Source organism: Streptomyces sp. NPDC002537 (assembly GCF_053594975.1).
Map to the genome: position 1 here is coordinate 31981 of NZ_JBSFWT010000020.1, position 23876 is coordinate 55856.

Consider the following 23876-nt stretch of genomic DNA (forward strand, 5'->3'; position numbering starts at 1 on the left):
CCACGCCAGTCGCCCCGATTCCGGCCGCACACGTCCGGGAGCCTTTTCGCGACAGGCGCCATTTACCGGTCTTTTCTCTCCGCGCTCGCCCGGAATTCCCCCCGCCCACGCCGTCGACGTGCCCGTCGCGGTCGCGGCACGGGGCGATCTGTGCCCAGAGTGTGGTCGGAGGTTGTTGTGATGTCGTTCCGGACGAGCCCCGCCACCGTGCGGGAGTCGCTGCCGTCCCGGGTCGCGGGCCGGATGTCCCGCATGACCTGGATCGACGCGGTGGTCGCCGCCGCGGTCCTCGTGCTGCTGTACGTCACCCTGCGGGTCGGGCAGGGCACGACGGTCCGCTTCTCCACCAGCCACGCGCTGAAGATCGACACCGACCCCGCCCGGCTCCCCTACGACGCGGCGCGCAGCCTCCTGCGCATGTTCATCGCGCTCGCCGCGTCCACCGTCTTCACCTTCGTCTACGCCTACGCGGCCGCCCGCAGCCGCCGCCTGGAACGCATCCTGATCCCGGCGCTGGACATCCTCCAGTCCGTCCCGGTGCTCGGCTTCCTGACCGTCGCGGTCACCGGGTTCATCGCCCTGTTCCCCGGCTCGATGCTCGGCCTGGAGTGCGCGTCCATCTTCGCGATCTTCACCTCGCAGGCGTGGAACATGACCTTCGGCTTCTACCACTCCCTGACCTCGCTGCCCCGTGAACTGGACGAGCTCTCCCGCTCGTTCCGCTTCACCCGCTGGATGCGCTTCTGGAAGGTGGAACTGCCCTCCGGTGCCATCGGCCTGGTCTGGAACGGCATGATGAGCTTCGGCGGCGGCTGGTTCTTCCTCGTCGCCTCCGAGGCCATCAGCGTCAGCAACAAGGACTACGCCCTGCCGGGCGTCGGCTCCTACGCGGGCGCCGCCATCGCCGACGGCGATCTCGGCAAGGTCGGCTGGGCCATCCTCACCATGGCCGTCATGGTCATCGGCGTGAACTTCCTCTTCTGGCGCCCCCTCACCGCCTGGACCGAGAAGTTCAAGAACGAGCAGTCCGAGGCCAGCGAGGTCCAGCGCAGCTACGTCCTGGACTTCCTGCGCCGCTCCAACTGGCCCCACCTGCTGGGCCGTCTGCTGCGCCCCGCCGGCCGGGCCCTCGCCCGCGCCGGGCGCGTACTCGGCGTCGACGACCGGCCGCTGGCCGCCGACCCGCGACGGCAGCGCACCGGCGACATCACCTTCGCGGTCGTCGCCGGCGGCCTCATCCTCTGGGGCCTGATCGACCTCGCCGGCTACCTCCAGGACCGGACCGGACTCGGCGTCTTCGGCGAACCGCTGCTCCTGGGCCTGGTCACCCTCGCCCGCGTCGTCGTCGTGGTCATCGGGGCCACCCTGGTCTGGGTGCCCATCGGGGTACGCATCGGGTTCTCCCCGAAGCTGACCCGGATCGCGCAGCCCCTGGTACAGGTCCTGGCCAGCTTCCCGGCCAACTTCCTCTTTCCGCTGGCCGTCTGGTTCTTCCTGAAGACCGGCCTGTCCATCAATGTGGGCGGCGTCCTGCTGATGGCACTCGGCGCCCAGTGGTACATCCTCTTCAACACCATCGCCGGGGCCATGTCCATCCCCACCGACCTCCGCGAGGCGATGGACGACCTGGGCGTACACGGCTGGCAGCGCTGGCGGCGGCTGATCCTCCCCGGCATCTTCCCGTCCTACGTCACCGGCGGCATCACCGCCTCCGGCGGCGCCTGGAACGCCTCGATCGTCTCCGAGATCGTCCCCTTCGGCGCCACCACCCTCACCGCCACCGGCCTCGGCGCGTACATCTCGCACGCCACCGCCGACGGCGACTTCCCCCACCTCATCGCGGGCGTTGCTGTAATGAGCCTCTACGTCGTCGGGCTCAACCGCCTGTTCTGGCGCCGCCTCTACCGCATCGCCGAAACCCGCTACACCTCCTGAATCCCCTGACGCCTCCCGACTTCTCCTGCCATCCCGTGACGTCCGCACCTCCCGAACAGCGATGGAGCCCCTCATGGTCCTGAGCGCCCTCCGCAACCTGCGGCCCAGCCGGGCCGCCGAGCCGGCCCGCAAGCCCCCGCGCGCGGCGGACGGCGACGTCCTCCTCGCCGCCGACGGCCTGACCAAGTCCTACGCGGGCGCCGACGGCGAACTGCCCGTCCTCACCGGCATCGACCTCCAGGTGCGCGCGGGCGAGATCGTCGCCCTCCTCGGCAAGTCGGGCTCCGGCAAGTCCACGCTGCTGCGCTGTCTCGCCGGTCTGATCCCGCCCAGCTCCGGCACCGTCGCCTACCGCGGCGAGCCGCTGACCGGCGCCAACCCCGGTACGGCGATGGTCTTCCAGACCTTCGCCCTGCTGCCCTGGCTCACCGTCCAGCAGAACGTCGAACTCGGCCTGGAGGCCCGTGGCGTCCCCGCCGACCGGCGTGCCGAGGCCGCGCTCCAGGCCATCGACCTCATCGGCCTCGACGGCTTCGAGTCCGCCTACCCCAAGGAGCTCTCGGGCGGCATGCGCCAGCGCGTCGGCTTCGCCCGCGCCCTCGTCGTCGAGCCCGACGTGCTGATGATGGACGAGCCGTTCTCCGCGCTCGACGTCCTCACCGCCGAGAACCTGCGCGGCGAGCTGATGGAGCTGTGGGAGTCCGGCCAGTTCCCCACCCGGGCGGTCGTGCTGGTCACCCACAACATCGAGGAAGCCGTGCTGATGGCCGACCGCATCGTCGTCCTCGGCTCGCGCCCCGGCACCATCCGCGAGACCTTCGACGTCCCCCTGGAGCACCCGCGCGACCGTAACTCGGCCGACTTCGAGGAGCTCATCGACCGCGTCTACCGCACCATGACCGGCCGCCCCAAGGGCACCCGGATCCCCGGCCGTGCCGAGGCCGTCGAGCACGAGAAGCGCACCCCCGCGAACACCCCGCTGCCGGAGGCCAGCGTCGACGGGCTCTCCGGCCTCGCCGAGATCGTCTCCCACCGCGGCGGCCGCTGCGACCTCGCCGACCTCGCCGAGGAACTGGGCCTGGAGGTCGACGACGTGCTGCCCCTCGTCGACGCCCTCGACCTGCTCGGCCTCGCCAGGATCAGCGAGGACGACCTGGTGCTCACCGAGCGCGGCACCGCCTTCGCCGTGGCGGACGTCCAGCAGTCCAAGAAGATGTTCGCCGAGGCCGCGATGGAGGCGCCGCTCGTCCGGCTGATCACCACCAGCCTCCGGCAGAACCCCGACCGCCCGCTGCGCGCCGGCTTCTTCCGCGACCTCCTCGCCCACCACTACACGAGCGAGCAGGTCGACCAGCAGCTGGAGACGGCCACCGACTGGGGCCGCTACGCCGAGCTCTACTCCTACGACGCCGACCCCCAGGAGTACCGCCTAGACGAGGCCGGCATCTCCGTCTGAGCCGCGTGAGCCGTCCGGTGAGTCGTCGCCGCTACTCCGTCACGGGCCGCCGGGCCCGTACGGTGCGGCGGGCGGTGGCCCGTACGGGCTCGGCCTGCGCGACGGCCTCGGCCGCGGCCGCGTCCCGTACGGCACCGGCCTCGTCACCGCCGGGCGGGGCCGACGCCACCAGGGCCGCCTCCTCCAGCAGCCCCCGCACATGCGGTCCGGCGGCCCGGTAGTAGATCCGCGTGCCTTCGCGCCGCGACACCACCAGGCCAGCGGCCCGGAGCTTCGCCAGGTGCTGGGAGATCGCCGCGACATGGGCACCGGCTATGTCCGCGAGGCTGCCCACCGGGAACTCCTGGCGGCTCAGCGCCCACAGCAGCCGGTACCGTGTCGGATCGGCCACCGCCTTCAGCACCGCGATCGCCCGGTCGGCACCGGCGGAGTCCCACGCCTCAACTTGCGCACCCATGCAAATACCCTAACGCAGCACCCCGCGCCGACCGGGGAACCGGCCGCGGCGCCCGGTCCCGGGGACGGGCGTGATGACGGATGCGACGACGGATCCGCCCGCCGGAGCGCGTCCGTGGCGTCGGCGGCATCACGGAAACGCCGTCGCGAGGGACGCCGTCGCGAGGAACTACGGCGCGAGGATGTCGAGTTCCGCCATCGCGCCCGTGGTGATCTCGCGGGTGAGGGCCTCGGCGCGGACCGCGTCGTGCTCGCGCACGGCCTCGGCGACGCGGACGTGGAGGGTGACCGCCGCCGGGTCGGGGTCCGTGAACATCACCTCGTGTTCCGTACGCCCCGTGAGCACCTCCGCCACCACGTCGCCGAGCCGCGCGAACATCTCGTTGCCGGAGGCCCGCAGGATCACCCGGTGGAAGGCGATGTCGTGCACCAGATAGCGGGCCAGCTGCTGGCCGCGCGAGGTGGCGACCATGCCCAGCGCGTGCTCGGTGAGCTCCGCGCACTGCGCGGGCGTGGCCAGCCGGGCGGCCAGCCCCGCCGCGATCGGCTCGATCGCCGAGCGCAGCACGGTCAGCGAGCGGAGCTGGCGCGGCCGGTCGGCGCCGGCCAGCCGCCAGCGGATGACCCGCGGGTCGTAGACGTTCCACTCCTCGGTGGGCAGGACGGTCACGCCGACCCGGCGCCGCGAGGTGACCAGGCGCATGGACTCCAGGACGCGGACCGCCTCGCGGATGACGGTGCGCGACACGTCGAACCGCTCCGCGAGCTCGTCGGTGCGCAGGACCGTGCCCGGTGCGTACTCGCCTGCCGTGATCGCGGGCCCGAGAGCCTCCAGCACGCGCGCGTGCAGCCCCTGCCCCTGGTTTTCCATGGGGTCAGCCTACGGTTTCCCCCGTCCACCAATTAAGTATGACTTTTAGGTCACGAGGTCTTGAATACGTCGTACCAATGAGCTTGAGTGAGCCGCACCGCCGAAGCCGTCGGGACAACGAAGCAGCGAGGTAGCGATGCAGGCCCCCCACGCCCCCCACGTCGTGGCCGTCATGGGAGTGTCCGGCACGGGCAAGACCACGGTCGGACCCCTGGTGGCGGACGCCCTCGGCGTCCCCTACGCCGAGGGCGACGACTTCCACCCGCCCGCCAACATCGCCAAGATGGCGTCCGGCACCCCGCTGGACGACGCCGACCGCGCCCCCTGGCTGGACGCCGTCGGCGCCTGGGCGCACAGCCGCGCGGGCCTGGGCGGGGTCGTCAGCTGCTCCGCCCTCAAGCGTGCCTACCGGGACCGGCTGCGCGCCGCGGCCCCCGGCATCGTCTTCCTGCACCTCACCGGCGACCGCGCGCTCATCGCCGGGCGCCTGGCCGCCCGCAAGGGCCACTTCATGACCGGCAGGCTCCTGGACTCGCAGTTCGCGACCCTGGAGCCGCTCGAAGCGGACGAGGCGGGCGTCGCCGTGGACGTCACGCCCGCGGCCGAGGCCATCGCCGAGCGCGCGACCGCCGCGCTGCGGCAGCTCTGAGCACCAGCCCCCGACAACCCCCTTTAGGAAGCCCCGTGAGCACTCTCAGCGTCGAGATGCTGGCCGCGGCCCCCGCCGGACCGATCACGTCCGCGGGCCACGCACAGCTGGGGATCGCCGTCCTCGTCGGCATCGCCGTCATCGTCCTCCTCATCACCCGCCTGAAGCTGCACGCCTTTCTGGCCCTGACCATCGGCTCGCTGGTGCTCGGCGCCGTCGCGGGCGCCCCGCTGGACAAGGCCATCACCAGCTTCACCACCGGGCTCGGCTCCACCGTCGCGGGCGTCGGCGTCCTGATCGCGCTCGGCGCGATCCTGGGCAAGCTGCTCGCCGACTCCGGCGGCGCCGACCAGATCGTGGACACGATCCTCGCCCGCGCGGGCGGCCGGGGCATGCCCTGGGCGATCGTGCTGATCGCGGGCATCATCGGCCTGCCGCTGTTCTTCGAGGTCGGCATCGTGCTGCTGATCCCGGTGGTGCTGCTGGTCGCCAAGCGCGGCAACTTCTCCCTGATGCGCATCGGCATCCCCGCGCTCGCCGGGCTCTCCGTGATGCACGGCCTCGTGCCCCCGCACCCCGGCCCGCTGGCCGCCATCGACGCCATCGGCGCCAACCTCGGCGTGACCCTGGCCCTGGGCGTGCTCATCGCCGTCCCCACGGCCGTGATCGCGGGCCCGCTGTTCTCCCGCCTCGCCGCCCGCTGGGTCGACATCACCCCGCCCGAGAAGCTCGTCCCGCAGCGCCCGTCGGAGGACTTGGAGCGCCGCCCCGGCTTCGCCGCCACGGTGGCGACGGTCCTGCTGCCGGTGGTCCTGATGCTGGCCAAGGCACTTGTCGACATCGTCGTGGACGACCCCAAGGACCACGTCCAGCGCGTCACCGACGTCATAGGCTCCCCGCTGATCGCCCTGCTGGCAGCAGTCCTGGTCGGCCTGTTCACGCTCGGCCGCGCGGCGGGCTTCGGCCGCGACCGGCTGGCGACGACCGTCGAGAAGTCCCTCGTCCCGATCGCGGGCATCCTGCTGATCGTCGGCGCGGGCGGCGGCTTCAAGCAGACGCTGATCGACATCGGCGTCGGCCGGATGATCCTGGACCTCAGCAAGGACTGGTCCGTCTCGGCGCTGCTGCTGGCCTGGCTGATCGCCGTGGGCATCCGCCTGGCGACGGGCTCGGCGACGGTCGCCACCATCTCCGCGGCGGGCCTCGTCGCCCCGCTCGCCGCCGACATGAGCACGACGCACGCGGCACTGCTGGTCCTTGCCGTGGGCTCGGGCTCGCTCTTCTTCAGCCACGTGAACGACGCCGGGTTCTGGATGGTGAAGGAGTACTTCGGCATGAACGTCGGCCAGACCATCAAGACATGGTCGTTGATGGAGACGGTGATCTCGGTGGTGTCGCTGGTGTTCGTGATGCTGCTGTCGCTGGTGCTGTAGGGCTGTAGCGGGTGCGCTCATCACTCATCGCGATCCGTGATGAGTGCATGCGCCAAGTGCGCATTGATCACCACGACTCGGGACGGTGAACTGGTCCTACGCCACGGCACGAGCCGTACGGCGTCAGGAAAGACCAGGAGGCAGTCATGCCCGCAGTGACCATCCAGCAGGGCCCCCGCGACGTCGAGCTCAAGCGGGAGCTGATCAAGAAGATCACCGACGCTTTCGTCGAGACCTACCGGATACCGGCCGAGACGGTGATGGTCTTCATCGAGGAGACCCCCACCGACAGCTTCGGCGTCGGCGGCAAGCTCGCCGCCGACAAGTGACATCAGACCTCGGGCCCCGCACTCTTGATCTCGTCGATGAACGAGGTCCACGCCGTTGGTGTGAGCGAGAGTGTGGGGCCGGGGTTTTTACTGTCGCGGACGGGTATGGCGGCGGGTATGTTGTCGGCCACTTCTATGCATTCGCTGCCGTCGGGTCCGCTGTGGCTGCTCTTCCGCCAGTTGGCAGCTACCTCTACACAGTCCCCGCCATTAGGGCCGCTGTAGCTACTCTTTCGCCGTGTGGCAGTCATGTGCCCAGCTCCTTCAGGTGCGTTCTGATCAGATCTGCGGAGCCCTGGGGCGACAGGGCCACCGCCCGGAGCAGATCATAGGCGTAAGCCGCTTCTTCAACCTCGCAGGTATCCGCCGTGGTTCGCCCTTGCGGGAAGCCCTGCACGTGCAGCACATCTGAACCCTGGTCAAAGCTCAAGAGCGTGAATGAACCGTTCAGAGCGGCGTGGGCGGCCACACTGCGAGGAATCACTTGAATGACGGTACGCGGGTCCTGCCCCGCGATGAGCAAACGCTGAAGTTGCTCCCGCATAACATCCCTGCCGCCGATGGGACGGATGAGAACGGGCTCGTCCAGAATGAACCAGCGCCGGGTCTCACGCTCGAGGAAGCTCTGTCGTGACATTCGGGCCGCCACGAGATCATCCGGGTTGACGGCTCGTGCGGCTGTGAACATGGCGTGCGCGTAGCCCTCGGTCTGGAGCAGCCCGTGAACGACCTGGCCTTGGAACGCCCGAATGGACTCTGCTCCTTCTTCCAACTCGACGTATGGCACAAACCACTTCGGGTACGCATATCGCATCACCAATGGATGCAGCCGCCCGAAATGCCCGTCCGTCCGGAACGCCGCGTCGAGACTCTCCGCCAGCTCCTTCGACGGCACCCGCTTCGCGTTCTCGACGTAGCTGATCATCGCGTGTGTCGAGTGGGCTTCCTTGGCCGTCGTCTCCTGCGACCATCCGGCTTTCGTGCGCAGCCGGAGCGCTTCCGAGCCGAAGAAGGCCAGCATGCTCGCGGTCGGGTCCGGCCGGTCGGCTTCAACGGTCATGAGCGGGGCCCTTCCTTAACTTCCCGGGTGTTACGCCGCAACCCCTGGTACGGCCACGCGCGTACGACAACTCTGGTGCCCCTACACGGGAGTTGCCCACCTGATGAAGGTGGAACACACGAAGGGTCGAACAAATGACGGTCACCTTGACAAGTCGCCGCAACGAACTGGTACGGCGGGGGTACGCGCCATGCTGATCCCTCTGCCGATGGCCCCGCCCATCGCACTGCCGCACTCGTCCGGCCCGCCCGCCACCCCGCGCGTGTGGAAGTCGGCCTGTGAGACGTGCGCGATCCTCGCCGCGACCATCTGGCGCGTGGAACTACGCGAAGGCACCGCGAAGGCGGAACGGCTCCGCCGGAGGCTCGCGGCGCACTGCCGGGAGGTTCATCCGGGGCCGTACCAGGAGTAATTGTCCAGGGGTGAGCCTGCTCGCCCGGTTCCGTGCCACCGTGAGGCTCGCCGTACGGTACTGGTCGGCGGGCATCAGGTGGGTGAATTCTGCTCGGGCGGAGGCCGTCCGGCCGTCCGCATGACGCAAGGGGAAGGGATCTCGCATGGCGACGCTTGCACCCCCGTCTCAGGCTCCGTGGGCGATGCGGCTGGTCACGGACCGGCTGCCGGTCGGCCCTCCGTCGTACGCGGCCGTCGAGCTGGACGCGGCCACGCAGACCGCCATCTACACCGACACGGTCGGCCAAGTGGTGGAGATGGGCAAGCACGGCTCGTCCAAGACCACGGGCACCGCGTCGATGTCCGGTGGCGGTGACGGGAAGAGCCCGCAGCCGCAGACGCAGGACGACCACACGACCGATTACGAGTCGGACTGAGGCGGCGATGGCTCCCCTCGTTCTGGTCATCACGTCTCTGGAGGATGTCACCGCGGACCGCGTGATCGCCGCGTTGAACGAGCGTGAGGTGCCCGTCGCCCGCATCGACCCGGCCGACATCGGGCCGGGCCTGATCTTCGGGGCCCGTATCGGCGCCGGGGCGTCGGCCTGGGGCGGGCAGTTGCGGACGGCCAGCCGCGAGGTGGAGCTGGGGGAGGTGGCGGCGGTGTACTACCGCCGCCCCACCCCGTACACGTCCCGCTTCGCGCACCTGCCCGCCCAGCAGCGCGACTTCGCCACTGCCGAGGCCCGGCACGGGCTCGGCGGCATTCTGAACCACCTGCACGGCGCCACTTACGTCAACCATCCCTCGGCGGTCACCCGCGCGGACTTCAAGCCCGCCCAGCTCCAGCGGGCTGTTCGGCTCGGCCTCACCGTGCCGCCGACGCTGGTCACCAACGACATCGAGGCCGTACGGAAGTTCGCCACCGACCACGGGCCCGTCATCTACAAGACGTTCCGCGGCCTGCCTCGCGACGACGACGGGCACACCGGCGCGATCTGGGCCCAGCGCGTCGATCCCGACGACTTCGACGACTCCCTCGCGGTGACCGCGCACCTGTTCCAGGCCGAGATCCCCAAGACCGGCGACGTGCGTGTCACGGTGGTCGGCCGACGGGTTTTCGCTCAGCGGATCGCCACGCCAGACGGTGCCCTGGACTGGCGCCGGGGCAACTGGGACAACCTGATCCACACCCCCATCGCCGTGCCTGCGCCGCTCACGGCGGTCCTGCACAACTACCTCACGGCCTTTGGCCTGCTCTTCGGCTGCTTCGACTTCGCCCTGACCGGCGATGGCGAAGACCCGGAGGACTGGGTGTTCATCGAGTGCAACCCGAACGGGCAGTGGGGCTGGCTGCCCGACGCGCCCGACATCACCGAGGCATTCGCCGACCTTCTGCAGAACGGAGTCACGCCGTGAACACCACCGGCGACCTGGAGACCGACGCGGCGCGGCTGCGCGAGGCGATGACAAAGGCCCTCGCCGAGGGCGACGTCCTGACCGACCCCGGCTGGCGGACGGCGGTGGAGGCGGTGCCGAGGCACCGCTTCGTGCCCGGCTTCTACCTGCCTGCCGACGAGCGCGACGGGCAGGGGCTGACGGTGTGGGAGCCGGTCACCGCAGAGCTCGACCACGGCCGGTGGCTGGCCGCCGCGTACTCCGACACCACGCTGGTCACCCAGTTCGACGGCGACGAACCCGACTGGAAGCAGCCGACCGTACGGCACGGCGGGGCCCCGACCTCCTCCTCCACCCTGCCGTCACTGGTGGTGCGGATGTGGGCGGACGCCGATGTGCGGGAAGGGCACGCGGTGCTGGAGATCGGCACGGGCACCGGGTACTCCACCGCGCTCGCCTGCGAGTACCTCGGCTCGGCCGCGGTGACCTCCATCGAGGTGGACGGCCGTCGGCTGGAGCAGGCGGCCGACGCGCTGTACTCCTCGGGCTACACCCCGACCCTGGCGGTGGCGGACGGGCTGTACGGGTACTGGCCCGAGGCGACGTTCGACCGGATCGTGGCAGCCTGCTCCTTCCGCGCCGTGCCGTCGGCCCTGCCGGCCCAGACCCGGCCGGGCGGAAAGATCCTGCTCACTCTGTCGGGCTGGCTCTATGGATGCGCCCGTGTGCTGCTGACGGTGAACGGCGACGGCACCGCCGAGGGCCAACTGCTGCCCGGAACGGTCTCTTTCATGTCAGCGCGCGTCCACGCGGCACCGGCGTTCGGCAACCCGGCCCACTGGGCGGCGGGTCTGCCCGGGGCCGGACGTCCGACCCGGCACGGCCCGGAGCGGATCACGGCCGCGACCGAGGAGGCGTTCCACTTGCGGTTCCTCGCGCAGTGTTCCGTGCCGGGCGCGCAGATGGGCACCGTCGGCGACGTGGTGCACTTGGTCGACGTGGCGACCGGTTCCGCCGCCACCCTCACCCCGACGGACAGCGGTTGGGAGGTGCGCGAGGACGGGCCGGTGAAGCTTTGGGAGCGGGTCGAGAGCGTCCTGGACGCGTACGAAGAGGCCGGCCGCCCAGGGCCGGAGACGTTCACGCTGCACGTCAGCGAAGGCGGGCAGTACCTGCGGCACCCGCGGTTGCCCGTCCTGCCGCTGCCTCGGCCATGATCGACGGCTACCGCGAATCGTCGGAGTCCTGGGCGGACCTGCCCGCTTCGAACGCGGCCACCTCGTCGAACGCCCTCAGGGGCTGGTCGCATGAGGACTGTCGGACTGCTTTTACGGCTGAGGCCATCACCATGGCCCTGGCCGATCTGCTGGAGAAGGGACTCACCGGATGACCGATCCCACCCCCGTCGCGGTGGACGAACAGCAGGCCGCGCGGCTGCGCAAGCGGCTGGCCGACCGGCTTGAGGAGAGTGGCCGTCTGCGCTCACCCGCGTGGCGGGCGGCCGTCGAGAACGTGCCCCGGCACGAGTTCGTCCGCACGTTCTTCCGGTGGTCCCACAGCCCTCGCGGGACCATGTGGACGCCGGTCGTGCCGAAGAAGGCCGACGCGGACGCATGGTTGGAAGAGGCGTACACGGACGAGACGTTGGTGACCCAGCTCGACGGAACCACCCACCCCACCGAGGCCGATGGCCCCGTTCGCGGTGACCCGACGTCCTCCTTCACCCTGCCGAGTCTGGCGGCGCACCGGCCGCCCAGTACCTGGGCATGAGCACGGACGGCGGCCCCATGCTGGATCACCTGATCGATCTGCAGGGCCGGTCGTTCGCCACGCTGGTGCCGGACGGGGGCGGCGGGTACGTCGTCCGCCAGGGCGGCCCGGCCCGCCTGTGGGACGCGGTCGAAGAAGCGATCGGGACGTGGCGGAAGGCCGGTTCACCACCGCAGACCGCGTTCGGCCTGACCGCCGCTCCGAACCGGCAGCGGGTATGGCTGGGCAGTCCTGACGGCCCGAGTTGGCACCTGCCCGTGTGAGAGTGGGAGAGCCAGTGCTGTGACCAGGATGATCCACCGTGATCGGAAGGCGGCTCGCGGGACGAGCGCACGCACAACGGCTGGTATTACTGGGGCATGCAGGAAGAGACGGCACGCTCCGCGATCGACACGTTCATCTCCGCGTTCAACGCCTCGGACGACAGCTATGTGACTGCCCTGCTCTCCCAGGCCCTGACCTCGGACGTGGTCTTCTGGGGGCCGTTGGGCCGCAGCGAAGGAATCGCGGCGGTCGAGCGGTTCGTGCTGGACATCCGGCGCCACCCGGCGGGGACCGGCACGATGGCGCGCTGCTCAGCGGTGGACATGCCTGACGAATGGGCCCGGTACCAGTGGGTCTTCACCACGCCGGACGGAGGCCCCCGCCTGACGGGAACGGACGTCGTCCATCTGCGGCGGAGCCTCATCGACCAGGTCATCGTCTTTGCGGGGGAGATCGAGCCGTCCGCCTCCTGAGTCGTCCTTCTGCCGCTGAGGGTCGGGTGATTCCTTCCATGTCCTGGTGCGCGGTCACAGCACTGGTTACCCATTCGGGGGAAGCCGGGCAAGTAGCCGCGTCCGGGCGGAAGTTCTGATTTACGGTGACGGAACGCGGGTTGCCTCGTGCCGTATACGAGGCGACCCCTGGCGGTGCTCGCAACACCGGACCCAGGGGTCTACACCCGGTAGGGAGATCGGCCCACCAAGTGTTCCGGCATGCTATCGCGCCTGCGCGCTCCTTCACGCAGGTTGCCAACGAGGTCATCCGCGATCCGAAACTGTCCTCGGACGCCGTACGCCTGCTCATCTGGCAGCTGTCGCTGCCGCCCGGTGTCGACCTGGCGCTGTGGCAGGTGGCGGAGCGGGCCGGGATCAAGACCACGGGATTCATCCGTGCGAAGCGGGAGTTGGCCGCCGCCGGGTACTACCACGAGTGGCGCGAGCAGGGGCGGGGCGGGCGGTGGACCACCGAGCAACTCGTCTCCGGGGTGCCGCTGACGGCCGAGGAGGCCGCCGCCGTACGGGCCGGGCGGCCGAGTACCGAAAAACCGGCCGTCGGTCAGCCGAGTAGCCGGTCCGTCGGTCGTTACCAAGACAACAACGGTGAGAACACGTACCACCAACCTCCCCAACCCGCTCCGGCTGAGCCGGAGCCCGAACCGGAACCGGAAGGGCCGGAAGAACCGGAAGAACCGGAAGGGCCGGAACCGAAGCCCGGACTCGCCGTGCCGGACGCCTCGGTGGCCGTACCCCCGCCCTTCGTCCAGCAGGGCGTCCACGCCCTCGCCGCCGTCTCCCGTACCGAACGTCGGCTACGGCTGACGGGCCCGGACATCGCCCGGCTCGCCCCGCTCGCGGGGGAGTGGTTCCAGCGGGGCGCGTGCATCGCCGAGGTCCGGGAAGCGCTGACCGGCGGGCTACCGGCCCACATCCACTCCGCCGCCGGGATCATCCGGAACCGCTTGCTGCGCAAGATGCCGGACGCACCGACCTTCGCCGAACAGCGGGCCATGGAACGGCACTTCGCGCCGCCACCCGTGTGGGAATCGGCAGCCGAGCCGCCGCCCCCTCTCGACGACACCTCGGGCGCCATGGCGGCCGCCCGCCGCGGCGCGTCCGCCGTACGCGCCGCGCTCCGCGGGGCGGTCCCCTGCGCGCCCGGCCTGTGACTACAGGCCCAGTCCGAGCCGGACCGCGCGTTCGACAGGGGAGTACGCGCCGTCGCCGCGGTCGAGATCGAGGAGGCCGGTCGGCATCAGGGGCGGCTGGGCGAGGAACCTGGGGACGGTGCCGCGGTTGGGCTGGGCGGCGTGGACCAGGAACGGGTGGCAGAGGTAGACGTCACCGGCCCGGCCGGTGGCGAGGACTTCCGGACGGTCGGGGGCATCCAGCCGGCCCGCGGCGTCCATGGTCCCGCACAGAGCGAAGAGGTCGACGCCACGCTCGCCGGCCGGTTCCAGGAACGCCGGGACGTCCAGGTGCGAGCCGACCTTGATCCGGGTCGGCCCGTGGTCGGCGTCGACGTCGGAGAACAGGAACAGCATCAGCAGCGCCCGGCCGCGGGAACGGAGGTTGAGCCAGTAACCCGTCTCCCCCTCAGGGGTATAACTGGCGTCCATGTGCCACCCGGTGTCGCCGGGGTCGGCGGGGTGGGGGAACCGGATGGGAAAGGTGCCCAGACCGACACGCGGCACCCACCGTCCCGCGCCCACCAGTTGATCGAAGGCACCGTGCAGACGCGGGCTCGTGGCCGCACGCTGGAACGGCTCGTCCGCGTAACCGCCAAGCCTGATGACCGGTTCGTTCCACGTCCCGGGGTCATCCGGATCGAGCCCGGTCTCGCGCCACAGGAACGCCCGGCACTCCTCGGCCACCGAGCGCGGAAACGCCTCCGGAAGATGGACGAAGCCGTCGGTGACGAACTGCTCGATCTGGTCCGCTGCCAGCACTGTCTGCATGATCGCGATTCTCGGCCGGGACCCCGGAGGCGGGCAATCGGATTTCGGGTGCGGTGATCGCCCCTTGGTCAGAACCCACTGAAACCGCTGTCGGTGTTGCTGGAACTTCCGCTTCCGCTGTCGTGATGGCTGCTGTGGTGACTGCCACCGTCGTGGTGACTGCTGTGACTGTTGTGACCGCTTCCGTAGTGATGGTGGTGGTTGCTGTGATCGTGGTGACTGCCGCCATATCCGCTGTCGTGGCCGCCGCTGTTCCCGCCGTCGTAACCGCTGTGGCCGGAGGAATGGGAGCCGCTGCTGCCGAGGTCGCTGCCTCCCGTGAGGAATTCGCCGCCTGTGGAGCCTGTGGAGCCTGTGGAGCCTGTGGAGCCCACGGAACCTGCGGAGGTGTCCGTCATATCGTCGGCCCTCCTCGAGTGGCTGCTCGGAGCCCCCGACCCCGTTCGTGAAGACCGCGCTTTGGGCCGCCGGAACGGCGGTGGGTCGAAACGAGCCCTGGCCCTGGAAATCCCGTACCACGCGGCGCCGATCAGGATAAGGAACACGACTGCACCCACCATGGCGCACCATCCTCAGGTGGTCGCGATGCTGATGTCAGCGTACCTACGGGTGCTGCCCCTGGGCAGGCGCCGGGGGCGGGGCGCGCGCCGTCCGGGGGCGGCGCGGCGGCCCGGCGGAGTCGTGCCGGCGCGTACGGGACCACCCCCACCATCCGCCGGAACGGCATCGGCCGACCCGTTTCCGCAGGGCCGACTGTTCGTTGGGCTCACGAGTGAGCGCGGTGAAGGGATCGGCCCCGGCCGCGTGAGCGACATGGCGGCTGACGACGGAGAGAGCCATCGTGCTTCAAGTTCCCATCGAAGAGATGGAGATCGCACCCGGACGCGTCTTCGAGTGGAAGATGGTCTCCACGAAAATGCGTGGGTCCGTCATTCCTCCGCAGTCGCACGAGACCACGACGTACAACCAGGTGAAACATTTCACCGCCGCCCAGGACGCGCGGAGCGCGAACGATCCGATCTCCACCTACGTCGCCGGAACATTCGAGATCCACGGCCCCGTCGACCTTCAGGCACTCGAATCCGCGCTGCTGCACTTCGTGCGCCGGCACGAGGCCCTGCGCTGCACCTTTCAGCAGCTCGCCGGTGACCTGACCTGCGCCATCCTCGAACCCGACGACGTCGCACTCAAACTCGTCGACGTCGGGAACACCGACACCGCCGAGGAAATCGGCTCGTACATCCACCGCTTCTTCCAGGGCATCGACACGCTTTCGTGGCCCCTGATCGGCATGGGGGCGGTGGTCAGGGACGAATCCACCACGGTGTACTTCGCCTGCGACCACCTGGTGACCGACGGCATGTCAACACCCATCGCCGTGCACGACATCGCCACCGCCTACGAGGAGTTCTCGCACGGCCGGCAGCCCGCTTTCCCCGAGGCCGGCAGCTACCTCGGGTTCAGTCACGAGCAGCGGCGCCGCAATCGGTCCATGGCCGCCGACGACGGTCGGCTGGAGTACTGGAAGGGGTTCGTGGAGCGGAACGGCGATTTCTTCCCGGCGTTCCCGCTGGACCTCGGTGTCGAGCCGGGCTGTATGTATCCCACGATCAACGAGGCGGGCCTGCTGCTCGCCGCCGCGGACGTCGAAGCACTGGAGACCCGCTGCCAGGCGGTGGGCGGGAGACTCTTCATGGGCATCCTCGCCGCTGTCGGGGTCGCTCTGAAGAAGGAGGGCGGGCCAGATGTCTACCGGGCCTTCATGCCGGTCAGCGAACGCGGCCGCGGTTCCTACGCGCACTCCATGGGCTGGTTCATCAACACGATGCCCATCGAATTCTCCGTGCACCACGAGGACTTCACGGAAATCATGGGGAACGTGCGGGCCGCGTCCACCGAGATGCGGCGCCATATCGACGTCCCCTTCGTCCAGGTGTGGCGCCTGCTGGCCCCGGAGTACTTCGCCATGCGCAACTGGCCGTTCGCCGTCAACTTCTTCTCCTACCTGGACTTCAGAAAGGCCCCGGGATCGGAGAACCACGCCGCCTGGAAGGCCAGGAAGCACATCTGGGCCTCGCAGAGCAACGGCATCTGCTTCTGGTTCCACCGCAACGACGACGGGCTGTACGTGAACTCCCTGTTCGTCGACACGCCACAGGCGCACCGTACCCAGGCCGCACTCAGGCGAACGCTGGTGCGGACACTGGAAAACATGGCGCACTCGGGGACGTTCTGAGCATGGGCACGCGAGTGGCGGCCTGGGTGCTGGGAGTGGTGATGGCATTCGCGCCCGCGTCGGCCATGGCGGCGGAGCCGCAGGCGCCTGCGGCTCCGCGAACAGGTCCGGTGCAGAGTAATTTTCCGACGGCCCTGCTGTATTCGGTCGCCCACCCGCGGGCGTATCCGGCCGGGGTCAACGACCCGAATTGCCGGTTGAGCCGGGCCCGTCCACGTCCGGTGGTGCTGGTGAACGGCACGCTGGAGAACGTCTACGTCAACTGGTCGCGGCTCGCCCCGCAGCTGCACGGTGACGGTTACTGCGTCTTCGGATTCAATTACGGCGGTGTGGAAGGCAGTCCGTTCCAGCAATTGGGTCCGATGCGGGAATCGGGACGGCAGCTCGCCGCCTTCGTGAACCGGGTGCTCGCCGCGACCGGCGCCTCGCGCGTGGACCTGGTCGGCCACTCCCAGGGCGGCCTGCTGCCGCTGTACTACATCAACCGCCTGCACGGCCGGGACAAGGTCGCCCACATGGTCGGCATCGAGCCCGCCAGCCGCGGCGTGCACCTGTACGGACTGCTTCCCCTCGTGGCCCGGACGCCCCTCCTGCCACAGGTCCGTGACCTGGTCTGCGCCGCCTGCGGGGACCTCACCGCCGACTCGCCCTTCCTGCGCGAGACCGCCGAGGGCGGGTACACCCGGCCCGGCGTGGAGTACACCACGATCATCTCCCGTACCGACGGAGTGGTCACCGTGCCCGAGGCCCAGCTCCCGCCCGCCGTCAACGTCACCAACATCGTGACGCAGGACGTCTGCCCCCTGGACCTCACCGACCACGGTGATGCCGTCTACGACGACATCACCCTGCGCCTCGTCCGCAACGCCCTCGCCCCGGGCGCCGCCGTGCCACCCGCGTGCCACGCGGTACTGCCGCTGCTGCCGCCCCAGGCGTAACGGACGCGGGGTGCGGCCCGGCCGCTCCGGCGCTGTATCCGTATCTGGTTGGCCGTCTTTATCGTCGGCCTCGTGCTGAGCGGACTGACGGCCTTCCCGCTGGTCACCGAAATCCGGTGGCTGGACGAGGTGTCGCGGTCCACATGTCGTTCGGCTTCTTCGGGGTGATCCCGCTGCTGATCGTGCGCCGCATGATCAAGCGCCTGGAGACGTATGAACTCGCGGCGTAGCCGCGCTGCAATGACCCGCCGCCCCCGCCGAGCGGATGCGCCCTGACGCCCGGCGCGTACGTGGTGCGACGGCCGAGCCGGCCGTCGCACCGCGTGGCCTACGCGGATATCGGCGTCTGCAGCAGGGATGCCACGTACTCCCGTACGTCTTCCGGGCCGTCCGTCGCCAGTGCCACATAGCCGTCCGGCCGGACGAGGAACAGCCCCGGGCCGTAGGCCGACATGGCGTGGCCGTCGGTGTCGAGCAGATCCGCCCCCGGTCCGCCGACGCGGTACACGCGCAGCCACTCCGCCTCCGGCAGCTCGGGCCCCCGCCCCGTGAGGTCCAGCAAGGTGAAGTGCGGGCCCCGGAAGGCGTCGAAGAGGCGGACGGGGCTGCCCGTCCGGTCGTGACACGGGGCGTCCGGGGCGCGGTCGCCCGCGTGCAGGGCGGACGCGGGGACGTCCCGGCGTGCCTCCCGGGTGAGGTGGCTGTCGCGGTAGTTCAGACCGAGCTGCTGGGTTTCCCGGCCCCGTTGGGCGAAGCCGTTACCCGTGGCGCGGTCCACCCCGAACTGCCGGGTGGTCAGGCCGAGGACCCCGGCCGCCACGCGCGACCGCTCGGTGTCGTACGAGTCGAGGAGGGCCTCCGGCGCGCCGTACCGCAGGACGGCCGCGAGCTTCCAGCCCAGGTTGTAGGCGTCCTGGATGCTGGTGTTGAGGCCTTGGCCGCCCGACGGGGCGTGGATGTGCGCGGCGTCGCCGGCGAGCAGCACCCGGCCCGTGCGGAAGCGCTCCGCCATCGCCGCGTTCGGCTTGAAGGCGGAGGACCAGCCGACCTTGTCGACCCGCAGCCCTCGCAGCCCGGTGCGTTCCTCGATCAGACGGGCCACGGCCTCGGGGGTGGCTTCACGTTCGGTGTCCACCACATGTGTGGTGTCGTCGAAGGCGGCGATGAGCTGGAACAGCCCCTGTTCGCCCTCCAGCGGGCGCAGGGCCAGCAGCCCGCCCGGCGCCTTGGGCCACATGTGCCAGTGGTCGCGGTCCAGCCCCTCCAGCCGGAGATCCGCCAGCAGGACGGGGCGGGCGTCCACCTGCTTGCCCTCGAAGGGGATGCCGAGCGCCTTGCGCACCGTGCTGCGGCCGCCGTCCGCGGCCACCAGATAGCCCGCCCGTACGGTCTCGGTGCGGCCGTCGGCATGCCGTACCTCCGCCGTGACGCCGTCCGCGTCCTGGGTGAAGGCCGTCAGCCCGGTGCTGAACTCGACCCGGCCGCCCAGCTCGTGGAGCCGCGCGTACAGCAGCTCCACCGTGCGCCACTGCGGAAGCATCACGAGCTCGGGATACGGCACGGCCGGGCCGGGCTCGCCCCGCTCGACCAGATCCCAGGTGCTCATGCGCTCCGTACCGGCCCAGGTCTGGACCGGCGGGCACGGGCCGGCCTCCGCCAGCAGGGCGTCGATCGCGCCCAGGTCGTCCAGCACCTCCAGCGTGCGGGGCTGGATCCCGGCGCCCCGCGAGCCCGGGAAGCCGCGCTCGGAGCGCTCGACGATCCGGTGGCGGATGCCGCGGCGGGCGAGATCGATGGCCAGGACGAGACCGGTCGGGCCCGCCCCCGCGATCAGCACGTCGGTATCCGGTACGGCCGTCCCCGGCGCGGCCGTACTCACTGCGTCACTCGTTGGGTCACTCACCACGTCGAAGTCCATGGAATCCATGACCAACCCCCTTAACGACGTTAAGTTCACCTACCCAGAGTGAACTGAACAGCGTTAAGCTGTCAAGGTGGCAAATCGAATCGATCGCGCCCAGGTCGCGGACACCGCCCTCCGCCTGCTGAACGAGGTGGGCCTCGAAGGGCTCACCCTGCGCAGGATCGCCAAGGAGCTCGACGTCCAGGCCCCGGCCCTGTACTGGCACTTCAAGAACAAGCAGGAGCTGCTCGACGAAGTGGCGACCGAGATGTTCCGCCGCATGGCCGAGCCCATCTCGGCCGCCGAGGGCGACACTTGGCAGGAGCGGTTGACCGCGGCCATCCGTGAGATGCGCCGCCACCTGCTCGCCTACCGTGACGGCGCCAAGGTCTTCAGCGGCACGCGCTTCACCGACACCAGCTACGCCACCCCGGTGGAGCGGATCCTGCGCGACTGCGTCGAGGCGGGCTTCACGCCGCGCGCGGCCGCCCGCGCCTGGTGGACCGTCTGCGCGTACACCGTCGGGCACGTCATAGAGGAGCAGTCCGTCTACCCCACACCGACGGCCGACCGCGATCCCGTGTACGAAATGACCGACCGCGCCCGGAAGCTGTCCGGGCACCCGCTCACCACCGAGGCCGGCTGGGAGTTCTTCGGAGACCTCGACGCGGGCTACGAGGACGGCCTCCGCGTCGTCATCGCGGGGATAGAGGCCACCCTGCTACCGCGGCACGAAACGCCGTGACGACGCCGTGACCTGAAAGGCCCCGCCCCTCAGCCGCTCAGAGCCCTCCGCAGCGCCGGGGTCAGCCTCCGTTCCACGCAGCGGTGCAGCAGCCACGCCAGGCACAGCATCAGCAGGATCGTCAGGGCGAACGTCGCGTACGACGGGATGCCCAGTTTGCGGTGGAGGGCCGCGATGGTCACCCAGCCGAGGTGTTCGTGAACCAGGTAGAAGGGGTAGGTGAGCGCGCCCGCGACCGTCAGCCAGGGCCAGTTCGCCCAGCCGGCCCTGCCGAGGGCGATGAGGGCCACGGCCGCGTAGCCCAGGGCGAGGACGGCGATGATGGCGTAGGGCGAACGGTACGAGAAGTAGTGCGGGTTCGGGGGATGCCACAGCCCCGTCACCGCGTAGTGCTGGCCCACCAGGAAGCTCACGCCCACGATCCCCCAGGACAGCGCGTCGTGGCCGAAGCGGTGGATCAGGTAGAGGCCGACGCCGCCGATGAAGAACGCCGAGTACTCCGGCATCACCACCACCCGCAGCAGCTCCACGTGCGAGGCGGTCGTCACCACTGTCGCCAGCGTCCACACCGCGCAGAACATCACCACCCGGCGCCGCGTCGCCCCCGGCAGCACGACGAACAGCGCGAACAGCGCGTAGAACCGCAGCTCCGCCCAGAGCGTCCAGCACACCCCCAGCACCCGCTGCGCGCCGACCGGTTGCTGGAGCATGGTGAGGTTCACCAGGGTGTCGCTCGCCGAGACCGTCCTGTACGAGACCCACGGCAGCGCGAACACCAGCGTCACCAGGACGATCGCGGCCCAGTAGGCCGGGTAGAGGCGGGCCGCCCGTGACGCGACGAAGGAGCGCAGCGGGCGCCCCCAGCCGCTCATGCAGATCACGAAGCCGCTGATGACGAAGAAGACCTCCACGCCGAGACAGCCGTACGCGAACGCCCCGGACAGCGTGGGGAATTCCTGCCGGGGCGAGGCGCCCCACGCCCGGCTGACGTCGCCGTCCCGGCCGCCGTAGTGGTACAGCGCCACCATCAGGGCGGCGATCAGCCGCAGCCCGTCCAGCGCGCGCAGCCGGCCGGGCGCTGCGCTGCGCCTATGCCCGGAGTCCGCCGAGGCGTGCCCGGAGGTCCTTGCCGCGTCGGCGCCGTTCGCCTGTGCCGGGACGGCGTCCACCGGCACGGTGGGAAGCCCTGCGCGGTACCTCAACGTGCCGCTCCGTTCCTTGCGGGTGCCGCGTCCGGCGATACCTTCCGGGCGCCCGGGTGCCCCCCGGAGACGCGCAGCGCGAAGCGCCTGTGCATCGCCCGCGCGCGCCGGGCCACCTTCCGTACGGTCGGATTGCGCGGCAGGAAGGCGAGTTGGGAGGGCACCGCCCCCGGCAGCGCCAGGGCGGTGAGACGGCGCCGCTTGAAGTACGGGCGCGTACGGGCGTCCAGGTGCGCGGCGAGATACCGCTCGGCGGCCTCCCGCAGCCCCGGCAGGACCTGCGGCTGCATCGCGAAGCCCACCGCCTCCAGCAGCCCCTGCAACTCCTCGCCGGATGGCGGCCGTCGCTCCGCGGTGCCCTCCAGGGGCGGTAGCAGCGCGTCGACGAGCGTCACCGGGACGCGATTGCTGTTCTGGTACGGAGTGAGCCGCTCCAGCAGCAGATCCGTGCCGGTACGGGCGACGGGCAGACCGTAGAAGGAACTCGCCGTCAGCAGCGCGGTCGAGAAGCAGCCGACGACCAGCGCGGGCCGGACGCTCCGGCACACCACCTCGGCCAGCACAGGCGTGTCCAGGACCGTGAGATCCACGCCCAGCCGCGCCGCTTCCTCCTCCAGTGTCCGCGACCAGTGGGCCGGGGCGGACGGGTGGGGCTTGAAGACCACTCGCCGGTGTCCGCGCCCGGCCGCGCCGCGCAGCATGCGCACATGCAGCCGCTCCTCCTCCTCGGCGGTGAGGATCTCCAGTGCCGACAGATACTGGCCGAGCAGCAGCGCGGCGCCCTCCGGGGCGGCCACCGGCGGCACGGCCTCGACGAGCCCGTCCACCACCGCGGTGAAGGCGGCGGTCGGCACGAGCTCAGGGACGACCCCGAACTCCGTGAGCAGCAGCGGCCGCAGCCCCGGCACCAGGTCCAGGTGCAGCAGCCTGCGGACCCGGGTGCCGACGAGCGGATCGAGCTTGCTGCGCGTCGGCCCGTAGCTCATCAGGCCGTCCGCGTAGACGTCCAGCGGCGCGTCCGGGAAGCACAGGGCGAGCGCCTGTGCCGGGTTCACCTGGATCGACTCGACGACCAGCTCCAGATCGTCCTCGCCCAGCCCCCACAGCAGCCGCAGATGCCGCTCCCACAGGGGCGCGTCGTCCGGGCGGGGCGCCCAGCCGCCGGGGTGGAACGGACGGATCGTCTCGTTCCAGGACAGCACGCCGTCGAAGCGGGCCCGCAGCCGGTCGAAGCCGGGCGCCTCGTCCGGGCCCGGCGTGGTCTCCGGGACGGCCGCCGTGTTGGCGACGAGCAGCAGCCTGCGGTCGGCGGGGGCGAAACACCCGGCGTCCAGGGCGGCGGCGAGCGTGGCGACGCCGTACAGCGTCGACGCCAGGAAGATCTGTGTGCGCGGCATCAGGCGCCGACCCCCGGGGCGGTGGGGCGGCGGCGCAGCCTGCGCAGCCTGACGGCGCGGTCGTAATCCATGGAATTCACGGCGTCCTTGACCAGATCCGGGGGCAATCGCCGCAGCGCGGCCGCGCTCCTCGAACGCAGCGTCCGGGCCACGGCGGGTTCAAAGCGTTCGATCGTGCCGAGCTGATGGGAAATGATGGCGCAGTACGTTCGAACGGCTTTCGGGAGAAGTGCGTCCGCGTCCTTGTCGTGCGCCGTCTCCTCGATTACCTGATCGAATGCGCGCAGGAAATCGAGTTGCCGCACATCGCCGATCTGCGTGAGCGAAGTCGCCACTCCCCGGCGGTAGAAGACGCCCAGCAGACCGGTCACCGCGAAGGTGCGCGCCTCGCGGTGCAGCCGCCAGATCCACGGCCGGTCCTCGGCGGTGCGCAATCCGTCCCGGAAATGCAGCAGCCCCTCGTCCAGCAGCCGGCGGTGATAGATCCCCGCCCACGCGTACGCGTAGTCGACGGACGTCGAACGGTCGGCGGGCAGTATCGCGGCGCGCGGGTCCAGCACCACCCCGCGCCTGCCGTGCGGCACCCGCTGCACGGTCCGGACGCGGCCCGTGCACTGGACGTGGTCCGCGCGGACGAAGTCCACCGCCAACTCATCGATCACCGCGAGCAGTTGTGCGAGGTAGCCCGGCGCGAGCCAGTCGTCGCCGTCGAGGAAGGTGAGGTACTCGCCGTTCGCCGCGTCGAGTCCGGTGTTCCGGGCGGTGGCGAGGCCGCCGTTCCGCGCGTGGCGCACGACCCGGGCGCCCGGCAGCTCGCGCGCGGCGCGGTCCAGGAGCTCGGGCGTGCCATCGGTCGAACAGTCGTCCACGAGAATGAATTCGAAATCCTCGCGGGTGTTCGCGCGCAGACTTCGCAGTGTGTCGGGCGCATAGGTCTGCACATTGAAGAACGGCACGATGACGGAGAGCTTGACCACTCCCGTGAC

The 23876-nt window shown here is 70.4% G+C and carries 26 protein-coding genes and 1 pseudogene; 17 read left to right on the forward strand and 10 right to left on the reverse strand.

What is annotated here, in order from left to right:
• Nucleotides 1–180 precede the first annotated feature (180 nt).
• Both ACWD4A_RS12085 and ACWD4A_RS12090 read left to right on the forward strand, forming a co-directional pair.
• On the forward strand, nt 181–1935 hold the full coding sequence (locus ACWD4A_RS12085; RefSeq protein WP_451192688.1) for an ABC transporter permease: 1755 nt from the start codon (nt 181–183) through the stop codon (nt 1933–1935).
• 73 nt (nt 1936–2008) lie between these two features.
• Nucleotides 2009–3391: an ABC transporter ATP-binding protein gene (locus ACWD4A_RS12090; RefSeq protein ID WP_451192690.1), complete on the forward strand. Its 1383-nt coding sequence runs from the start codon at nt 2009–2011 to the stop codon at nt 3389–3391.
• Nucleotides 3392–3422: 31 nt separating this feature from the next.
• Here ACWD4A_RS12090 and ACWD4A_RS12095 read toward each other — a convergent pair whose 3' ends face one another.
• On the reverse strand, nt 3423–3848 hold the full coding sequence (locus ACWD4A_RS12095; RefSeq protein WP_451192691.1) for an ArsR/SmtB family transcription factor: 426 nt from the start codon (nt 3846–3848) through the stop codon (nt 3423–3425).
• 168 nt (nt 3849–4016) lie between these two features.
• Nucleotides 4017–4718: a FadR/GntR family transcriptional regulator gene (locus ACWD4A_RS12100; protein ID WP_451192693.1), complete on the reverse strand. Its 702-nt coding sequence runs from the start codon at nt 4716–4718 to the stop codon at nt 4017–4019.
• Nucleotides 4719–4854: 136 nt separating this feature from the next.
• Here ACWD4A_RS12100 and ACWD4A_RS12105 point away from each other — a divergent pair, with 136 nt between their 5' ends.
• The 3 genes and pseudogenes from ACWD4A_RS12105 to dmpI form a co-directional block, all read left to right on the forward strand.
• The gene (locus ACWD4A_RS12105) at nt 4855–5367 is read left to right on the forward strand and encodes a gluconokinase (protein ID WP_451192696.1); all 513 of its coding nucleotides are present in this window, start codon (nt 4855–4857) and stop codon (nt 5365–5367) included.
• A gap of 35 nt (nt 5368–5402) precedes the next feature.
• Nucleotides 5403–6800, forward strand: a complete 1398-nt coding sequence (locus ACWD4A_RS12110; RefSeq protein WP_451192698.1) for a GntT/GntP/DsdX family permease — start codon at nt 5403–5405, stop codon at nt 6798–6800.
• Between the two features lie 131 nt (nt 6801–6931).
• Nucleotides 6932–7129 (forward strand): annotated as a pseudogene (dmpI, locus tag ACWD4A_RS12115) (4-oxalocrotonate tautomerase DmpI); the annotation flags it as partial.
• Between the two features lie 2 nt (nt 7130–7131).
• Here dmpI and ACWD4A_RS12120 read toward each other — a convergent pair.
• Entirely contained in the window at nt 7132–7380 is a 249-nt protein-coding gene (locus ACWD4A_RS12120) for a DUF397 domain-containing protein (protein ID WP_451192699.1), read from the reverse strand.
• A complete protein-coding gene (locus ACWD4A_RS12125; protein WP_451192700.1) occupies nt 7377–8189 on the reverse strand; it encodes a helix-turn-helix domain-containing protein in 813 nt (270 codons plus the stop codon). Before ACWD4A_RS12125 ends, ACWD4A_RS12120 begins: the two co-directional genes overlap by 4 nt.
• Before the next feature lie 190 nt (nt 8190–8379).
• Here ACWD4A_RS12125 and ACWD4A_RS12130 point away from each other — a divergent pair, with 190 nt between their 5' ends.
• The 9 genes from ACWD4A_RS12130 to ACWD4A_RS12170 all read left to right on the forward strand — a co-directional run bounded on the left by ACWD4A_RS12130 (nt 8380) and on the right by ACWD4A_RS12170 (nt 13680).
• Complete coding sequence (locus ACWD4A_RS12130; RefSeq protein ID WP_451192702.1) at nt 8380–8601, forward strand: hypothetical protein; 222 nt, start codon at nt 8380–8382, stop codon at nt 8599–8601.
• 145 nt (nt 8602–8746) lie between these two features.
• Nucleotides 8747–9019, forward strand: a complete 273-nt coding sequence (gene tgmA, locus ACWD4A_RS12135; RefSeq protein WP_451192704.1) for a putative ATP-grasp-modified RiPP — start codon at nt 8747–8749, stop codon at nt 9017–9019.
• 7 nt (nt 9020–9026) lie between these two features.
• On the forward strand, nt 9027–10001 hold the full coding sequence (tgmB, locus tag ACWD4A_RS12140; protein ID WP_451192705.1) for an ATP-grasp ribosomal peptide maturase: 975 nt from the start codon (nt 9027–9029) through the stop codon (nt 9999–10001).
• A gap of 47 nt (nt 10002–10048) precedes the next feature.
• Entirely contained in the window at nt 10049–11197 is a 1149-nt protein-coding gene (gene tgmC / locus ACWD4A_RS12145; RefSeq protein ID WP_451192830.1) for an ATP-grasp peptide maturase system methyltransferase, read from the forward strand.
• Nucleotides 11194–11370, forward strand: coding sequence for a hypothetical protein (locus tag ACWD4A_RS12150; protein ID WP_451192708.1), 177 nt, complete (start codon nt 11194–11196; stop codon nt 11368–11370). The genes tgmC and ACWD4A_RS12150 overlap by 4 nt, the downstream gene beginning before the upstream one ends.
• Nucleotides 11367–11750 carry a hypothetical protein gene (locus ACWD4A_RS12155; protein ID WP_451192710.1) on the forward strand — a complete coding sequence of 128 codons (384 nt, stop codon included), beginning with the start codon at nt 11367–11369 and terminating at the stop codon, nt 11748–11750. Before ACWD4A_RS12150 ends, ACWD4A_RS12155 begins: the two co-directional genes overlap by 4 nt.
• Complete coding sequence (locus ACWD4A_RS12160; RefSeq protein ID WP_451192712.1) at nt 11747–12013, forward strand: hypothetical protein; 267 nt, start codon at nt 11747–11749, stop codon at nt 12011–12013. The genes ACWD4A_RS12155 and ACWD4A_RS12160 overlap by 4 nt, the downstream gene beginning before the upstream one ends.
• A 96-nt stretch (nt 12014–12109) precedes the next feature.
• Entirely contained in the window at nt 12110–12487 is a 378-nt protein-coding gene (locus ACWD4A_RS12165; protein WP_451192714.1) for a nuclear transport factor 2 family protein, read from the forward strand.
• Nucleotides 12488–12717: 230 nt separating this feature from the next.
• Complete coding sequence (locus tag ACWD4A_RS12170; RefSeq protein WP_451192717.1) at nt 12718–13680, forward strand: hypothetical protein; 963 nt, start codon at nt 12718–12720, stop codon at nt 13678–13680.
• On the opposite strand, the gene ACWD4A_RS12175 is transcribed toward ACWD4A_RS12170, so the two are convergent.
• Together ACWD4A_RS12175 and ACWD4A_RS12180 are read right to left on the reverse strand one after the other, a co-directional pair.
• Complete coding sequence (locus ACWD4A_RS12175; RefSeq protein WP_451192719.1) at nt 13681–14469, reverse strand: phytanoyl-CoA dioxygenase family protein; 789 nt, start codon at nt 14467–14469, stop codon at nt 13681–13683.
• Nucleotides 14470–14537: 68 nt separating this feature from the next.
• A complete protein-coding gene (locus tag ACWD4A_RS12180) occupies nt 14538–14867 on the reverse strand; it encodes a hypothetical protein (protein ID WP_451192721.1) in 330 nt (109 codons plus the stop codon).
• A gap of 467 nt (nt 14868–15334) precedes the next feature.
• On the opposite strand from ACWD4A_RS12180, the gene ACWD4A_RS12185 reads away from it, so the two are divergent.
• On the forward strand, nt 15335–16705 hold the full coding sequence (locus tag ACWD4A_RS12185) for a condensation domain-containing protein (RefSeq protein ID WP_451192724.1): 1371 nt from the start codon (nt 15335–15337) through the stop codon (nt 16703–16705).
• Nucleotides 16706–16707: 2 nt separating this feature from the next.
• The gene (locus ACWD4A_RS12190; RefSeq protein WP_451192726.1) at nt 16708–17643 is read left to right on the forward strand and encodes an esterase/lipase family protein; all 936 of its coding nucleotides are present in this window, start codon (nt 16708–16710) and stop codon (nt 17641–17643) included.
• Between the two features lie 328 nt (nt 17644–17971).
• On the opposite strand, the gene ACWD4A_RS12195 is transcribed toward ACWD4A_RS12190, so the two are convergent.
• Entirely contained in the window at nt 17972–19570 is a 1599-nt protein-coding gene (locus ACWD4A_RS12195; protein WP_451192727.1) for an FAD-dependent monooxygenase, read from the reverse strand.
• Nucleotides 19571–19637: 67 nt separating this feature from the next.
• Between ACWD4A_RS12195 and ACWD4A_RS12200 the strand changes: the two genes are divergently transcribed.
• The gene (locus ACWD4A_RS12200; RefSeq protein ID WP_451192728.1) at nt 19638–20291 is read left to right on the forward strand and encodes a TetR/AcrR family transcriptional regulator C-terminal domain-containing protein; all 654 of its coding nucleotides are present in this window, start codon (nt 19638–19640) and stop codon (nt 20289–20291) included.
• A gap of 29 nt (nt 20292–20320) precedes the next feature.
• Here the strand turns inward: ACWD4A_RS12200 and ACWD4A_RS12205 are convergent, their stop codons facing one another.
• Genes ACWD4A_RS12205 through ACWD4A_RS12215 form a run of 3 tightly spaced genes read right to left on the reverse strand, consistent with a single transcriptional unit; the run spans nt 20321 to nt 23867 of the window.
• Entirely contained in the window at nt 20321–21493 is a 1173-nt protein-coding gene (locus tag ACWD4A_RS12205; protein ID WP_451192730.1) for an acyltransferase family protein, read from the reverse strand.
• Complete coding sequence (locus ACWD4A_RS12210) at nt 21490–22890, reverse strand: polysialyltransferase family glycosyltransferase (protein WP_451192732.1); 1401 nt, start codon at nt 22888–22890, stop codon at nt 21490–21492. Before ACWD4A_RS12210 ends, ACWD4A_RS12205 begins: the two co-directional genes overlap by 4 nt.
• Nucleotides 22890–23867, reverse strand: a complete 978-nt coding sequence (locus ACWD4A_RS12215) for a glycosyltransferase family 2 protein (protein ID WP_451192832.1) — start codon at nt 23865–23867, stop codon at nt 22890–22892. The genes ACWD4A_RS12210 and ACWD4A_RS12215 overlap by 1 nt, the downstream gene beginning before the upstream one ends.
• Nucleotides 23868–23876 lie beyond the last annotated feature (9 nt).